Origin of the sequence: Streptomyces sp. NPDC006476 (assembly GCF_040612015.1) — a bacterium.
Classification (GTDB): domain Bacteria; phylum Actinomycetota; class Actinomycetes; order Streptomycetales; family Streptomycetaceae; genus Streptomyces; species Streptomyces griseorubiginosus_B.
This window is the reverse complement of sequence record NZ_JBEXPK010000044.1, coordinates 1-16,290: the sequence shown is the minus strand read 5'-3', so window position 1 is coordinate 16,290 and position 16,290 is coordinate 1. Positions and strand designations below refer to the sequence as shown.

General features: G+C 73.0%; 9 protein-coding genes. 6 read left to right on the top strand and 3 right to left on the bottom strand.

Going from position 1 to position 16,290, the window contains the following annotated elements:
- The first annotated feature begins 35 nt into the window (after positions 1-35).
- Both ABZZ74_RS36240 and ABZZ74_RS36235 read left to right on the top strand, forming a co-directional pair.
- Complete coding sequence (locus tag ABZZ74_RS36240) at positions 36-2,135, top strand: asparagine synthase-related protein (protein ID WP_356772368.1); 2,100 nt, start codon at positions 36-38, stop codon at positions 2,133-2,135.
- Positions 2,136-2,797: 662 nt separating this feature from the next.
- Positions 2,798-6,271 (top strand): BTAD domain-containing putative transcriptional regulator, encoded by a 3,474-nt coding sequence (locus ABZZ74_RS36235; protein WP_356772366.1) that lies wholly within the window; start codon positions 2,798-2,800, stop codon positions 6,269-6,271.
- Positions 6,272-6,280: 9 nt separating this feature from the next.
- Here the strand turns inward: ABZZ74_RS36235 and ABZZ74_RS36230 are convergent, their stop codons facing one another.
- Both ABZZ74_RS36230 and ABZZ74_RS36225 read right to left on the bottom strand, forming a co-directional pair.
- On the bottom strand, positions 6,281-8,233 hold the full coding sequence (locus ABZZ74_RS36230) for a sigma-70 family RNA polymerase sigma factor (RefSeq protein WP_356772364.1): 1,953 nt from the start codon (positions 8,231-8,233) through the stop codon (positions 6,281-6,283).
- A gap of 251 nt (positions 8,234-8,484) precedes the next feature.
- The gene (locus ABZZ74_RS36225) at positions 8,485-9,240 is read right to left on the bottom strand and encodes a helix-turn-helix domain-containing protein (protein ID WP_356772362.1); all 756 of its coding nucleotides are present in this window, start codon (positions 9,238-9,240) and stop codon (positions 8,485-8,487) included.
- 383 nt (positions 9,241-9,623) lie between these two features.
- On the opposite strand from ABZZ74_RS36225, the gene ABZZ74_RS36220 reads away from it, so the two are divergent.
- The 3 genes from ABZZ74_RS36220 (at position 9,624) to ABZZ74_RS36210 (ending at position 13,829) form a co-directional block, all read left to right on the top strand.
- Positions 9,624-11,003 (top strand): NAD(P)/FAD-dependent oxidoreductase, encoded by a 1,380-nt coding sequence (locus tag ABZZ74_RS36220; RefSeq protein ID WP_356772448.1) that lies wholly within the window; start codon positions 9,624-9,626, stop codon positions 11,001-11,003.
- A 290-nt stretch (positions 11,004-11,293) separates the two neighbouring features.
- Positions 11,294-12,955 carry a SpoIIE family protein phosphatase gene (locus ABZZ74_RS36215; RefSeq protein WP_356772360.1) on the top strand — a complete coding sequence of 554 codons (1,662 nt, stop codon included), beginning with the start codon at positions 11,294-11,296 and terminating at the stop codon, positions 12,953-12,955.
- A gap of 67 nt (positions 12,956-13,022) precedes the next feature.
- Entirely contained in the window at positions 13,023-13,829 is an 807-nt protein-coding gene (locus ABZZ74_RS36210; RefSeq protein ID WP_356772358.1) for a methyltransferase domain-containing protein, read from the top strand.
- Between the two features lie 95 nt (positions 13,830-13,924).
- Here ABZZ74_RS36210 and ABZZ74_RS36205 read toward each other — a convergent pair whose 3' ends face one another.
- Positions 13,925-15,187, bottom strand: a complete 1,263-nt coding sequence (locus ABZZ74_RS36205; protein ID WP_356772446.1) for an MFS transporter — start codon at positions 15,185-15,187, stop codon at positions 13,925-13,927.
- Between the two features lie 152 nt (positions 15,188-15,339).
- On the opposite strand from ABZZ74_RS36205, the gene ABZZ74_RS36200 reads away from it, so the two are divergent.
- The gene (locus ABZZ74_RS36200; protein WP_133049006.1) at positions 15,340-15,888 is read left to right on the top strand and encodes a MarR family transcriptional regulator; all 549 of its coding nucleotides are present in this window, start codon (positions 15,340-15,342) and stop codon (positions 15,886-15,888) included.
- The last annotated feature ends 402 nt before the right edge of the window (positions 15,889-16,290 follow it).

Sequence of the window (16,290 nt, the reverse complement as noted above, 5' to 3'; positions counted from 1 at the left end):
GGTGCACTGGTTGTCCACAGCCTGTGGAGGCGTCGATGCGGTGGTTGGTGGGATGGAGCAGCACCGCCGCGGTGGCCGCCGAGATCGGTTCCGCGGGGGCCACCGGATTCGACGGCGAGACCGTGCACCCGGTGGGCTCCCAACTCCTGTGGGGCGACCCCGACCCGCTGTGGGCGGTCGGCGACTGGCGCCCCGACGAGGTGCGCGTGGTGCGGGCCGACCCGCAGACCCGGATCGCGGTCCTGGGCACCTGCGGAGCATCCGACGAGCAACTGAGGGTCGGTCTGTTCGCCGCGCGCGGGGGCGCGTTGCGGCATCTGACGGCGTGGCCGGGCAGTTACACGGCCATCGTCCAGGTCGGCCGCCGCCTCACCGTCTGCGGCGATCTGGCCGGCGCGCGCCCGGTGTTCTACACCCCCTGGGCCGGCGGCACGGCGTACGCGACCGCGGCTCTGCCGCTCGCCGACCTCATCGAGGCCAACCTCGACTTCGGCCACCTCGCCGCCCTGCTCGCCGCCCCCGACGTGCCGGCGGCTCTGGACGACTCCACCCCCTACGACGGCGTACGGCGCATTCCGCCGGGGCACGCGCTCATCCTGCGCGCCGGGGCGCGCGAGATCGCCGGCTACGAGCCGGTCGCCTCCCTCGCCGTGGCGGCGCCCTCCGCCGACCCCGACAGCGCGGTGGACGCGGTGCGCGACGCACTGGTGGAGGCGGTACGCGCGCGTCTGTCGGCACCGCGGCACGTCCCGGGCGTCGACATGGACCCCGGGCCCGTCCCCGGCATGGGGCCCGCCGAACGCCGTGCCGCGCGCGGGATGCCGGTCGCGGGTATCGGCGCCGACCTCTCCGGCGGCCCCGCGTCGGGCACCCTCGCGCTCCTGGCCGCCGGCCTGCCGGGCATGCCGGGCACGGTCCTCGGCCATGGCACGGGCGCGGGCGAGCGCCTGCTGGCGGTGACCTTCAACGACCTGGTGGTGGGCGGGCGCGAGGCGGAGGTTGAACGGGCGGGCACCCTGGCGGCCAACCCGCGCCTGCACCACGTGGTGGTGACCGGCGGCGAGGAGACCCTGCCGTACGCGGACCTGGACGGTCCGCTGACGGACGAACCGGGCCAGTCCCTGGTCACGGCCGCCCGCCACCGGGCCCGCCTCGCCGCCGGCAGCGCGGACCACTTCACGGGCTACGGCGCCCGCCAGGTCCTCGACGCCCACCCCGCCCGGCTGGCCGACCTCCTGATGGACCGCAAACGCCGCCACCTGGTACGCCCGGTCGCCGCCCTCGCCAAGGCGGACGGCTCCGTGATGGTCCCCGCGCGCGTGTACGGCGCGGCGCGGAGGCTTGCGCGCACGCCGTACCGGGCGGGCCTCGAACTGCTCGCCGAGCGCCTCCTCCAGCGCCGTTTCGACGAACCCGGAGGCGCCGTCGGAGCCTCCCTGGCCGCCCTCACCTGGGCCAGACCGGGCCCCGCGGCACGCTGGCTGACCGGCGAGGCGCTCGCTGAAGTATCGGTTCGCCTGCAGGCGGCCACGAACCGCTCCGGGATGGGCCCGGGCCAACGTCCCGGAGACCACCGCGCGCGTGCCGCCCTCGCCCGCCAGGCGGCAGATCTCCGCGTCCTCGAACAGGCGGCCGAGATCCGCTCCCAGCGTCTGCACGCCCCGTTCCTCGACAACCAGGTCGTCCGCGCCTGCCGCACCCTCCCGGAGGCCCTGCGCGTCCAGCCGGGCGCCCGCGCGGACATCCTCCGTACGGTCCTGGAGGGCGCCGGCGTACGGGACCTCCCGCCCGGCTGGGGCGCCCCGTCCCACGCGTCCGCGGCGGTCGCCGCCCGCACCGGCCTGAGAGTCGCCGCGGACTCCCTGATGACCCTCTTCGGCACGCCCCTGCTGGCGGAGGCGGGCCTGGTCGAGGCAAGGGTGGTCCGCAAGGCCCTGCGCGCGGCGGCACAGGGCGAGCCCCTGCCCCTGGACGGCCTGGCCGACCTGGTCTCCCTGGAACTCTGGCTCCGCCGCCTCCTGGCCCGCCGAGGCACCTGCTGGACAGGCACCCCGGCCCGCCAGCGAGCGGTCCCGGCGGGCATCACCCCGAAACGGGGGGCGTTGGCTTCGGGCGGGGGAGCGGGCGTGGCGTAAGGGAACGGTGCCTCTGAGGGGCGGGTGGGTGTGTCTCCGACCCATCCGGCGTTTGAGGCGGGTTGGTGTGTCTCCGGCCCGTCCGGCGTTTGAGGACGAGGCCCGGAGGGCCGGTCGGGGTCCGGGGCGGAGCCCGTTGGGGTCCTGGGGTGGAGTCCCGTCGGGGTCCGGGGCGGAGGCTGTTGGGTCCTGGGGTGGAGCGTCGTTGGGGTCCGGGGCGGAGGCCGATGGGCTCCCGGGCGGAGCCCGTTGGGGTCCTGGGGTGGAGCCCGTTGGGGTCCGGGGCGGAGGCTGTTGGGTCCTGGGGTGGAGCGTCGTTGGGGTCCGGGGCGGAGGCCGATGGGCTCCCGGGCGGAGCCCGTTGGGGTCCTGGGGTGGAGCCTCGTTGGGGTCCGGGGCAGAGCCCGATGGGGTCCTGGGGTGGAGTCCCGATGGGGTCCAGGGGTGGAGCTCTGATGGGGGCCAGGGGTGGAGCCCCGGCAGGGGTGCAGGGGGCGGAGCCCCCGGGAGCGGGGTCGAAGGGGCGGTAGCCCCTGGAGGATGGGACGGGTAGGGGCGGCGGGGGCGAGACCCATGACCCGCGCCCACCCACCCGCGCCCACCCACCGACCGACACCCCCAAACCCGATGCCTCACCGCCGTCTCCCAGCGACAATGACCCGGTGCGGTACAGAATCCTGGGCGTCACCGAGGCAGCAGACGACCACGGCACCGCCATACCCATCCCCGGCCCCCGCCTGCGCACGCTCCTCGCCGCGCTCGCCCTGCGCCCCGCCCGCGTCACGCCCCCCACCACCCTGATCGACGAGATCTGGGCGGACGACCCGCCCCAGGACGCCCCTGCCGCCCTCCAGGCCCTGATCGGCCGCCTCCGCCGCGTCCTCGGCAAGGACGCCATCACCTCCACCCCCGGTGGCTACCGCCTCGCCGCGACCGAGGACGACGTCGACCTGTACGTCTTCGAGCGCCTGGTCCACGAGGGCACTGCGGCCCTGACGGCCGACGACGCCCCACACGCGGCCCGCGTCCTGACCGAGGCCCTCGCCCTGTGGCGCGGCCCCGCCCTCGCCGACCTCCCGGACCGCACCGCCGCCACCCGCGCCGACGCCCTGCACCTGGAGGCCACGCGCGCGCGTATCGACGCGGACCTGCGACTGGGCCGCGCCCACACCGCCGTACCGCGTCTGACGGAACTGACGACGGCCCACCCGTACGACGAGCCCCTGCACGCCCTCCTCATCCGCGCCCTGCGCGACACGGGCCGCGGCGCCGACGCCCTCGCCGCGTACGAGACGGCCCGCCGAGCCCTGTCCGAAGGCCTGGGCACCGACCCGGGCCCACAACTGCGAGCGCTGCACGCCGAATTGCTCACCGAGCCACCCGGCCCGACACCGCCTTCCCCACCCACCGCCGACAACGCCCGTCCAGCGGGAGACTCCCGGCCCCAACTCACTGGATCCGCCGAAAGCTTCCTCCTCCCATCCTCCTCCGAGTTCTCCAGACCCTCCGAGCCCTCCGAGCCCTCCCTCCCTCAAGCCCCCGGTCTCACAGGCCACCCCCAACCCCCCACCCGCACCGGCAACCTTCGTCCGCGGCTTACCTCTTTCGTGGGGCGGGAACCAGAGCTCGACGCCATCCGTTCCGAATTGCACAGGGCCAGGCTGGTCACCCTCACCGGACCGGGCGGCTCCGGAAAGACCCGCCTCGCCGAGGAAGCCGCCGCCGGGCTCCCGCAGGCCTGGCTGGTCGAACTGGCACCGCTCGACCGGCCGGAGGCGGTGCCAGGCGCGGTGGTCAGCGCGCTCGGTCTGCGCGAGACCGTGCTGATGACCACCGAGCTGACGGCCCCGCAGGACGACCCGGTCGCCCTGCTCGTCGAGCACTGCGCCCCGCGCAGCCAGCTGTTGATCCTTGACAACTGCGAACATGTCATCGAAGCAGTGGCCGCCCTCGCCGAGACCCTGCTCACCCGCTGCCCCGGGCTCACGATCCTCGCCACCAGCCGTGAACCCCTGGGCGTCCCCGGCGAGTCGGTGCGCCCGGTCGAACCCCTCGTCCCCGACCAGGCCCACCGCCTCTTCGAGGAGCGCGCGTCCGCCGTCCGCCCCGACGCGGCGGCCGTGCTGCGCGACCGCGAGGCCGTACAGGAGATCTGCCGCCGCCTGGACGGGCTGCCGCTCGCCATCGAGCTTGCCGCGGCCCGGCTGAGGCTGCTCACCCCGAGGCAGATCGCCGACCGCCTCGACGACCGCTTCCGCCTCCTGACCTCCGGAAGCCGCACGGTCCTGCCCCGCCAGCAGACCCTGCGCGCGGTCGTGGACTGGTCCTGGGAGCTGCTCGACGAGCGGGAGCGCACGGTCCTGCGTGAGGTCTCCGCCTTCGCCGGCGGCTGGGACCTCACCGCGGCGGAGGCCGTCTGCACGGGTCCCGCGGCCGACCTCGTGGGGGCGCTCGTCGACAAGTCCCTGATCGTGGCCACCCCGTACGAGACGCCGTACGAGGAGGGCGGCCCCGGCACCATGCGCTACCGCATGCTGGAGACCATCCACGAGTACGCCGTCGAGCGCGCCGCCGAGGTCCCCGAGCTGCGCGCGGAGGCCGAACGGCGGCACCGCGCGTGGGTGCGGGCGCTGGTGGCGGAGGCGGAGCCGCGCCTGCGTTCCGCCGACCAACTCCCGTGGATCCACCGTCTGGAGACCGAGCTGGACAACATCCGGGCGGCTCTCGACCGCGCCCTCGACGAGGGGGCCGAGGAGGAGGCCGGTGCCCTGGCCCTGGACATGGGCTGGTTCTGGTGGCTGCGCAACTACCGCCAGGAGGGGATGGCCTGGGTGGACCGCACCCTGCGCCTGGGCGTCGCCCAGGACGGCCATCCCGCCCCGACCACCCCCGACACCCACCCGCCGACTGCCCCGGACACCACTTCCCCGACCACCCCCGACCCCATCGACGCCTTCCTGGACGCCCCGGACGGGGAGCGGCACCACCCCCGGCACAGCCTCCGGATGAACCTCCGCATGCTGCACCTGTTCCTCAGGGCGGACACCGAGCGGTTCGAGGACCGGCTGGACGAGCGGCTGCGGAGTTACGTCGCCCGACTGCGGGACTTCTACGCGCCGGGCGGTCCGGAGGCGGCCCGTATGCCGGGGTTGGTGTGGCCGCTCGCCACGTACGTCCTCGACGGCTCGGTGGACGTACGCGACGCCATGGAGACCGCGGTCGCCAACAGCCGCAGATACGGCGACGACTGGGCGATCGGCGTCGTCCTGATGTTCCGCACCCACATGGCCGTCGACTCGCCGGGCGGCATGAAGGGCGTCGACGAGGATCTGGCGGAGCTGAGGGTGCTCAGCCGTCGGGTCGGCGACCGCTGGATGCGGGCCCAGGTGTGCAGCGCGTCCGCCGAGGCGGCCATGGCCCGCAGCCGACACGCGGAGGCCAAGGCCGAGTACGAGGAGGCGCTGCGGCTGGCGTACGAGGTCGGCGCCTACGCCGAGGCGCCATTCCTGCTGGCCCGGCTCGCCGAGATCGCCTACCGCGCGGGTGACCGTCAGGCGGCGCGCCGGCTGCTGGACGAGGCGAGCGAGGCCGCAGAGCGGCACGCCGTGATCGACTCGGCGGCGTTCGTCCTGCTGACGCGCGCTCAGATGGCGCTGGACGAGAAGGACACGGCACGGGCCCGGCAGCTGTGGGAGGAGGCCCGTGTGGAGACCGGCCGGGGTACGCCACCGCCGCAGTTCCTGGTGATGCTGATGGCCGTGGACGCGGGTGTCACGGCCGCCGAGTCGGGTGCGGCGCACGGGTTGCCGAAGCTTGTCGAGGCCGTGCGTGAGGCGGTGGAGAAGCGCTGCGCCGACATGATCGTGGCGACCCTGTTGGACGGCACCGCGGGGCTGCTGGCCGAACTCGGCGACCACGCGCGCGTGGTCCGGCTGCTGGCCCTTGCGGACACCTGGCGCGACGGCCAGCCGCGCCTGATGCCGGAAGGGGCCCGGGCCGAGGCTGCCGGAGGGGCCGCCCGCGCCGTACTGGGCGCTGATCGCTACGAGACGGAGTACGCGCGAGGCGCGGCGCTCACCCCCGACGCCCTGTTCGCCGAGTTCACGGAGACGTTGCGCCGCCACGCCGCCCCCTGAGCGGCCGGGCTATGAGCAGGTGAACCTCGACTCGGCCCAGTCGGCGAGCGTCAGCGAGTCGAAGGACGTGTCGGGTTCGACGACCAGCCGTACCGTCCTGCGCCCGCTCAGGTTCACATGCACCGGGACCGCCTGGTCGCCGCCCTCGACCAGGCCGGACTTCCACAGCCGGACGCCGTCGGCGTAGACGGAGAAGCGGACCTTGCCGAGTCCCAGGGTGGTGTCGTCGATGCCGACGGAGGCTTCGTAGGCGGTGCAGCTTCGGTTGAGGTCGATGGTGACGGAGGAGGCGCCGTGCACGGTGACGCCGTGCGCGTACCGCTTGTCGGCGATCGAGAGGCCGTAGCGCTGCCACACCCAGCTGCTCTGCCCGAGCCGCATCTCGGGCTCGGTGCCGTCGCCGGTGAGGTCGTACGACAGCTCGCTCCACTCGTAGACGGCGGGAGCGGGCGGGGGAGTCGGGGCCGGCGTGGGGGTGGGCGTCGGCTTCGGGCTCGGCTTCGGCTGCTGTGAAGGCGGGGGAGTGGGAGTGGGTGTCGGCGCGGCGGTCGGGGTGGGCTTCGGGCGGGGCGCGGGGGTGTGGGTGGGCGCCGGGGTGGAGGCGTCCGCCACGGGGACGAGCGCCGGGGGGTTCGGCGCGGGCTGCTTCCTCGGGGGCGCGGACGTCGGCGACTCGGGCCGCACGACCGGTGAGGAGACCGGCGGTTTGGCGTCCGGCTTCCTGGCGGGGCTGTGGCTCCCGGCCAGCGCGAGCGCCACCGCCACGCCGGCCACGGCGACGACACCGGCGGCGATGCCGGCCTTCACGGGCGCGCCCAGCCCCTCGGAGGCCGCCGCACCCCCACCGGCGCCGGCCCCGCCGGACGAACCGCCGCTCGCGGCAGCGGCCGCACCCGCGGCACCCGCCGCCCCGGCGCCGGTCCCACCGGCGATGAGCCCGAGCGCCTTGGCGTACCCGGCGGCGCCGAACCAGCCGATGACCGCGACCGGTACGACTGCGGGGATGCCGCCGGCGACTTCCTTGATCTGGCCCGCGGCCAGCCGGCACTTGGCGCACTCCTCGAGGTGCTGGCGCAAGCCTCGCTCGGCACGGGTGCGCAGGCCGCCGCGCGCGTAGGCGCCGAGCCGGTCGGCGTAGCGGGCGCACTCCTCGTCGCCGACGAGGGCGGCGCTGACGTGGGCCTGCAGATAGGCCTGCCTGAGGCCCTCACGGGCGCGGCTGGCGAGCACGCGCGTGCCGTTGGCGTCGAGGCCGAAGAGGGTGGCGACCTCGCTCGGCGACTCGTCCTCGACCTCGGTGTGCCACAGCACGGCCTGCCAGCGTTCGGGCAGCGACCGGAAGGCACGCATCGCCAACGACTGCTCGGCCTCGTGCATGGCTCGCACATCGGCGCCGAGATCGAGGCCCGCGCCGAAGGAGCCCAGGGACGCGGCGTCGTCGGAGACCTCGGGGGAACGGGCGGCCTGCGCGGCGAACATCGCGAAGTCGTCGACGAGTTGCTCCCGCCTGGCGGACTTCGTCCAGGAGGCGGCGACGCGCCGGACGGTGGTGAGCAGATAGGCGCGTACCGCGTGTTCGGGACCGTGGCCGCGGCGTACCGCCTGGAGCATGCGGGCGAAGACCTCGGCGGTGAGGTCGTCGGCGGTGTGGGTGTCCCGGCAGCAGGTGCGGGCGTAACGGCGCACGGCGTCGGCGTGGCGCCGGTACAGCGCCTCGTACGCGGTGTCGTCGCCGGAGCGCATCCGTTCGATCAGATCGGCGTCCGACGGCGGCAGGCTCCTCGGTGGCGGCGGTACGGCGCCGTCCTCGCGCCGGTCGCGCTGGGCGGGGACGCTGCCCTCGACGGGCTCACCGGCCTGGGCCGGGATGGAGGGCCGACCGCCCTGACTCGGCACCTGCGGCGAACCACCGGCCTCCGGGTCACCGTCCCCCTGTGACCCGTCCCGCCCGTCAACACTCATCGCGGAATGCCCCCGCCGCCAGCCCTATCCGTCCCGAACACCGGGTCAGAGTGCCATATTGGCTTTTGTTCAGGCCCCCCGGAGTACACCGCATCCACTCGTCCGGGGGGTTTTCCCACCCCCCAGTACTAGCCCTCACCCAAACAGGGAAGCCTCAACCGACTCCCAGGGGAAGCCGCACGGATGGTGCGGGTGGGAACGCACTACCGGCCGACGGCCGGGCGCACCCCCACCCGCGGGCAGCATCGGCATCAAGCAGGCCGCGACCGCAGCCCCTCCAGCAGGATGTCCAGCAACCGCGCAGACGCCGCCGCCTGCTGCGCCGCGTCCGGCAGCGAGGGCGCCGCCGTGGCGATCACCAGCAGCACGTCCGACACGGACACGTCGGCGCGCAGCTCACCCGCCGCCCGGGCCCGCTCCACCAGCTGCCCCACGACCTCGAGCAGCGCCGCGGCCCCCGTGTCGTCCTCGGAGACCAGCCGCAGTTCACCGGCGCCGACCCCGGCACCCCCGACGCCCGGCCCCCGCTGCTGCGGCACCCGAGCCTCGTCGAACACGGAAGCGTCCCCACGCTCGTCGGCGACGCCGACCCGCAGCACCTGGGGCGGCAGCAACCGCCCCGCTCCCGACGCCACGGACGTCCGCAGGAACCGCGACAGCGCGGACCACGGCTCGTCCTCCTGCCCGAGCGCCGCCCGGGCCTGGTCGGTCAGCCGCGAGGTCTCCTCCTCGGCTATCCGCCGCACCAGCACGTCCTTGCTCGGGAACCGCCGGTACACGGTCCCCACGCCCACCCGCGCCCGCCGCGCCACGTCCTCCATCGGCGCGCCGTATCCCAGCTCGCCGAAGACCTCGCGCGCCGCACGCAGTACGTGCTCCAGATTGCGCTGTGCGTCCACGCGCAGCGGCGTCGTACGCGGCCCGTCCCCGCGTCCGTTGCCCGCCGCCGCGCTCACCATGCCGCCCGCTGCGAGCGCGGACGACCAATGAGAGTCCTGAACATGCATAACGTTCCCCCGGTAATGACGTCTCCCCCCGGAGACTCTCCCCGCCATCGGAAAGGCGGAGCGTGCGGGGAAGCCGGGATCACCGGTCCGCCCGTCGCGGACTTCGGATCCGATGAAGCGCTTCCCCCTACACCCCGTCGACACACGAACATAGTTGAGAGGGGGTCAATTCAGAAGGGGCAGGTTCCGCACGGAGCGCCCCCCGATCGGACCACGGGTGGTATAAGTCCCGATTGCACCCCCTGACGCTCCCCGGCGCACACCCACTGACCTGCACTCCTCCGCACTACTTGGGCAATTCGGCCAACTCCGGAGATCCCCGACCTGCGGTCACACAAATTGTCGAGGCTGTGGACAAACTCAAGCGCTGGGTGCGTCATGGGATGGTGAAGGAACGAGCGCGCATTCTCGTTGTCGGCGGCGGCTACGTCGGGATGTACACGGCCCTGCGCCTGCAGCGGAAGCTGAAACGGGAACTGGGGCGGGGCGAGGTCGAGATCACGGTCGTGACCCCGGACCCGTACATGACCTATCAGCCGTTCCTGCCCGAGGCGGCGGCCGGCGCCATTTCCCCGCGCCATGTCGTCGTACCGCTGCGCCGGGTGCTCGATCACTGCCATGTCGTCATCGGCGAGGTCCGCTCGATCGACCACGGCAAGCGCACCGCGACCCTCACCACCCTCGCCACGGAGGAGGAGGGAGCGGGCGCCGAACAGCTGTCGTACGACGAACTCGTGCTCGCGCCCGGTTCGATCTCGCGCACCCTGCCGATTCCCGGGCTCGCCGAGCACGGCATCGGTTTCAAGTCGGTCGAGGAGGCCATCGGCCTGCGCAACCACGTCATCGAGCAGATGGACATCGCCTCCTCCACCCGCGACCCGGACATCCGCGACGCCGCGCTCACCTTCGTCTTCGTCGGCGGCGGCTTCGCCGGCGTGGAGGCGCTCGGCGAGCTGGAGGACATGGCCCGCTACACCACGCGCTACTACCACAACGTCAAGGCCGAGGACATGAAGTGGATCCTCGTCGAGGCCTCGGACCGCATCCTGCCCGAGGTCGGCGAGGAGATGGGCCGCTACACGGTCACCGAACTGCGCCGCCGCAACATCGACGTACGGCTGAACACCCGCCTGGAGTCCTGCACCGACCGGGTCGCCGTGCTCAGCGACGGCGCCCGCTTCCCGACCCGCACGCTGGTGTGGACGGCCGGCGTCAAGCCGAACCCCGTCCTCGCCGCGACCGACCTCCCGCTCACCGGACGGGGTCGGCTGAAATGCACCCCCCAGCTGACGATCGACGGCGTCACGCACGCGTGGGCGGCGGGAGACGCCGCCGCCGTCCCCGACGTCACCGCCGAGCAGCCGGGCGCGGAGACGGCCCCCAACGCCCAGCACGCCGTCCGCCAGGCCCGGGTCCTCGGCGACAACATCGCGCACGCGCTGCGCGGCGAGGAGCTGGAGACGTACTCCCACAAGTACGTCGGCTCGGTCGCCTCGCTCGGTCTGCACAAGGGTGTCGCGCATGTCTACGGGCGCAAGCTGAAGGGCTACCCTGCGTGGTTCATGCACCGCGTCTACCACCTCAGCAGGGTGCCCACCTTCAACCGCAAGGCCCGTGTCCTGGCCGAATGGACCCTCGCGGGCCTCTTCAAGCGGGAGATCGTCTCGCTCGGTTCACTCGAACATCCCCGTGCGGAGTTCGAACTCGCGGCCGGTGGAAAGCCTCCTACCGACCCGACGACCGACCCGAAGGGGTCGTCCTGACCGGACCCAGGAACTCCACCGACCGGGTGGGCGTCTGACGGATGTCGCTCCGGTAGGCCACACTGCCAGACTGATCCCCGCCATCCGGGCGAGCGGCAGCCCGCCCCCATCGAACTCCGCTCCCTTGAACCCCGCCCCTTCGTATCCCCGCCCCTTCGTAATCCCCGACCCCTTCGAACCCAAGAGGCTTTCCCCACCGTGCTGCATCCCGGGGGCGTCATCCCCCAGCCCTCCGGCCAGGCCCGGAGCCGGCCGCAGACGCCGAAGACGACGACACGAGGCAAGGATTCGTGAACTTCACGCGCTGGAGCGCCCGGCTACCCGGAACGCAGCGCCGCGCCGCAGCGCGGACCGACCAGGTGGCCCTTCCCGACCGGCAGCCCGAACAGCCCGGCTCCGTCCCCGCGGCCCGCGCCGAACAACTCACCGACGCCAGCCGCCCCGTGCCGGCCGTCGACGAACTCCCCGTCCGTGAGGTCCTCGACCGCGTCCCGGCCCTGGTCGCCCTGGTCCACGGCCCCGACCACCGCGTCGCCTACGTCAACGACGCCTACGTCGCCGCGTTCGGCCCGCGTCCGCTCGGCGAACCCACCCGCGAGGCCCTGCCCGAGCTCGACGAACTGGGCCTGCTGCCCCTGCTCGACCAGGTCCAGCGCAGCGGCAGACCCCGCACCCTGAAGTCCCGCAAGGCCCCCGACGGCCGCTCCTACACCTTCAGCTGCACCCCGGTCACCGAAGGGGAGTCCCCCGACGGCCACGGCGTACTCGTCTTCGCCACCGACGTCACCGACCACGCCGAGGCCGCCGAGCGCCTGCGCGCGAGCGAACGCCGCCAGCGCGAGACCGCGGTCACCCTCCAGCGCTCCCTGCTCCCGCAGGAGCTCGAACAGCCGGACGACCTGCGCATCGCCGCCACCTACCAGCCCGGCGGCACGGAGGCCGCGGTCGGCGGCGACTGGTACGACGTCATCACCCTCGGCGGCGGCCGTACGGCCCTGGTCATCGGCGACGTCATGGGCCGGGGGGTGCGCGCGGCCGCCGTCATGGGCCAGCTGCGCACGGCCGTCCGCGCCTACGCCCGCCTCGACCTGCCTCCGCACGAGATCCTCCAGCTGCTGGACGGCCTGGCGACGGAGATCGACGCCAACCAGATCGCCACCTGCGTCTACGCCATCCACGACCCGAACGAGGGCCGCCTGGTGTACGCCTCGGCCGGCCATCTCCCCATCCTCGTCCGCGACGAGAGCGGGGTGGTGCTGCGCGCCGACGAACCGACCGGCCCGCCCCTGGGCACCGGCGGCTGGATGCACGCCTCCGGCTCGATCCCGCTCGGCCCCGGCTCCACCGCCGTCCTCTACACCGACGGCCTGGTGGAGCGCCGCAACGAGGACCTGGACGAGGGCATCGCGGCCCTGGAGCGCGCCCTGGCCGGCGCGACCGGCACCCCACAGGTCGTCTGCGACCGGCTGGTCCGCTCCGCCGGGGTGACGGCGGACCACGACGACGACGTGGCGGTCCTGGTCCTCCAGCACCCGGCCCGCACCGGCCCCGACGGCGAACTCTTCCGCAACGCCGCCCTGGAACTGCTCGGCGGCGTCGAAGCGGCCCCACGCGCGCGTGCCTTCGCCTCCGGAGTCCTCACCAGCTGGCGCTTCCCCGCCGATCTGCACGACCTCGGGGTCCTCGCCGCCAGCGAACTGGTCGCCAACTCCCTCCAGCACGGCATCCCGCCGATGCGGCTGCGGCTGCGCCGCACCGACCGCCGCCTGATCATCGAGGTCACGGACGGCGACGACCATCTCCCGCGCCGCCGCCGCGCGGAGCCGGGCGACGAGTCGGGGCGCGGCATCGCCATCGTGGCGACGATCGCCTCCAACTGGGGCTCCCGCCGCACACCGGGCGGCGGCAAGGCGGTGTGGTGCGAGTTCCTTCTGCCGAAAGGCGCGACCTGACCGGCGCGCGCACAAGCCCCGCGCGCGCCATCTAGGCGAATCCGCCTCCCGGTGCTAGTAGCTCCCCATGGCAGACGAACCGGGTTTCCAGCTCAGGGGCAGCGCCCCCGAACGCTACGAGCAGTACCTCGCACCGATCATGACGCCTTTCGTGACGGCGCTGCTCGACGCCGTGGACCTGTGTCCCGGCGACACGGTCCTCGACCTGGCCTGCGGCACCGGCTTCGCGGCACGCGCCGCGGCCGCCCAGGTCGGTCCCGCGGGCCGCGTCCACGGCGCCGACGTCAACGAGGCCATGCTCAAGGTGGCCGTGGCGCATCACCCCCGCCACTACCCAGACATCGAGTTCACCGCCGCCCCCGCCGACGATCTCCCCTATCCCGACGCCACCTTCGACGCGGTCGTCTGCCAACAGGGCGCCCAGTTCTTCCCGGACCTGACGGCCGCGCTCAAGGAGACGGCCCGCGTCACCCGCCCCGAGGGCCGCTTCGCCGCCACCGTCTGGTCCCCGGCCGCCCTCACCAGCCCGTACTTCGCCGCCCAGCACGAGGTCATCGAGGAGTACGGCGGCCCCGACCCGGCGGCTTCCTTCGCCGCGGCCTTCGCCTGCACCCCCGACCGCCTCACCACGGCCCTCCACACGGCCGGCTTCCGCGACCCCAAGACCCACGAGCTCACTTTCGGCATCAGCCTCCCCCCACTGGCCGAGTTCGCCCCCGGCCACCTCTCGGTCCTGCCCTGGGCCCAGCAGATCCTCGACACGGAAGGCGCGGAAGCCCTGACGGCCGCGGGCCAGGCCCTCACCGCCCGCCTCTCCGCCCACGCCACGACGACTTTCGCTTTCACGGCCACCCTGGCGACGGCGACCCGCTGAACCGGCACAGCAACCGAACCGGCACAGCAACCGAACCAGCACGGAAAGCGGCCGCCACCCGAAGGTGACGGCCGCTTCCCACGCTGATCGCGGACTCAGGCCTCCGCGACGGCCGGCTCCGTGGCGGCCCCGCCCCGGGCCACCACCCGACTCCGACCGAGCCACGGCCGGTCCTGTACGGCGGTGAGCTGCCGCCCCAGCCGCAGCGCGAGGAAGGTGATCCCCAGCGAGAACAGCAGGAACGTCACGACGTACGGCATGGGCAGCGAGGCACCGAGCGGCCCGCCCACCGCCGGCCCGACCGCCAGCGCGAGCTGCTTCACCAGCGCGAAAGCGGAGTTGTACTGCCCCGCCATCCCGGTGGGCGCGAGATCGGCGACCAGCGGAGCGACGGTCGGCGACAACATCGCCTCACCCAGCCCGAACAGGGCGTACGTCGACACGAACGCGGCCGTCGCCATCTCCTGACTGCCGTGCCCGAGCCCGGCGTATGCGGCGGCGAGCCACGCCACGGCCCAGATCAGCCCCACACCGGCGATCACCCGCGACCGCCGCCGACGCTCGACGAACCGGAGTACGGCGAACTGTGCGACGACGATCATCAGCGTGTTGGCGGCCAGCGCGCTGCCGAGCGCGGACGTCGAGATACCGGCCGCCTCGACGCCGTACGCGCTCAGCCCCGACTCGAACTGCCCGTAGCAGGCGAAGAAGAGCACGAAGCCCAGCACGGACAGCTGCACCATGGCCCGGTTCCCGAGCAGCTGCTTCCAGCCGCCCTTGCCCGACCGCGCGGGGGCGTCCTCCATGCGCGGCGCGCGCGGCACCCGCACGGTCGCCATCACCGCGACCAGCGCCAGGAACACCGCGGCCTCGATCGAGAACAGCAGGGTGAAGGAGTCGACGCGCGTAGAATCAACGAGATGGCCGCCGATGAGCCCGCCGACACCCAGCCCCAGGTTCTGCAGGAAGAACTGCATGGCGAAAGCGCGGGACCGCGTGTCCGTGGTCGAGCAGTCCACGATCATCGTGGCGAGTGCCGGCTGCATCACGGCCTGCCCGGCGCCGAGCGCCGCCGCCGATAGCAGTACGGCCGTCGCGCTGCCCGCCAGTCCCAGGCTCAGCGCTCCCAGAGCGGCGGTGACCAAGGCGGCGAGCAGGACCGGCAGCGGACCGCGCCGGACGATGGCCCGCCCGGCGAACGGCAGCACGATCAGTGCGGCCACGGCGAAGACCGTGAGGACCATCCCCGCCGTCATGGCTCCCAGCCCTCGCACCTGCGCCACATAGACGTACAGGTACGGGACGGTGAAGCCGAGCCCGAACGCGCTGAGTGCGTTGCCCACATGGATCCGGCGCATCGCTGCGCCCATCGCCCTGGTCACGTTCACCTCTCTCAGGTAGTTGAAGTTCCACAGCACTTAGAACCGAAGACTTCGAAGATAAATTTCAAGGCTAAAGGCTACAGAGGCAAGGAGTTCAAGGCAAAGCGACCGCGTGCGATACTGCGCACATGGCCGAGACCCCCGGCGTCACCGAGCCGACGCTCGACGAGCAGATCGCCGCGTATCAGCGGGAGTTCCGGGACCTCGACCCCCAGGTCGAGAAGATCGTCTCCGCGCTGGCCCGGCTCAACCGCCGGATGAACGTCGCCTACGGCCGCCAGACCTCCGCACTCGGCATCAGCAACGCCGAGTGGGAGGTCCTCAAAGCCCTCGTTCTCTCCGGCGCCCCCTACCGTCTGGGGCCCAGCGACCTCGCGAAGCGGCTCGGTCTGACGCCGGCCGCGATGACCCACCGGATCGACCGCATGGTCGGCGAGGGACTGGTGACCCGGGAGCGGGACGAGACCAACCGGGTCCGCGTCATCGTCGAACTGACCGGGGAGGGCAGGGAGAAGTGGCTCGAGGCGATGCGGCTGGCCACGGTCTTCGAGGAGGACCTGCTCCAGGACCTCTCCGCCGACGAGCGCGCTACTCTGGGAGACGTCCTCACTCGCCTCCTGCGCAGGGTGGAACACGCCCAGCCGGATGCGGGGGGACGCCTGCTCGACCTGGACTAAAAGATCTTGACACGGGGCACTTGACAGCCCTCTGCCGGATCCGTAAAGTTCTTCGGGTTGCCACGGGGCCGTAACGGTTCCGCGGCAGCACCTCCCGCCGCGGTAGCGGCACAAACCTTCAGCACGATCTCCCGAACGGGTTGATTTCGGCGCGCCCGAATTCAATTCGATTCGGAGCCCGGTAGCCCGATTGGGAATCGCCGAGAGAATCAGCTAAGGTTTGAGACGTCGGAACGGCCCAACGGCCGGGAAGACAACCCCCTCTGACGGGGAATCAGACGCCGAAAGGGTCTGATAGAGTCGGAATCGCAAGACCGAAGGGAAGCGCCCGGAGGAAAGCCCGGAAGGGTGAGTACGAAGGAAGCGTCCGTTCCTTGAGAACTCAACAGCGTGCCAAAAATC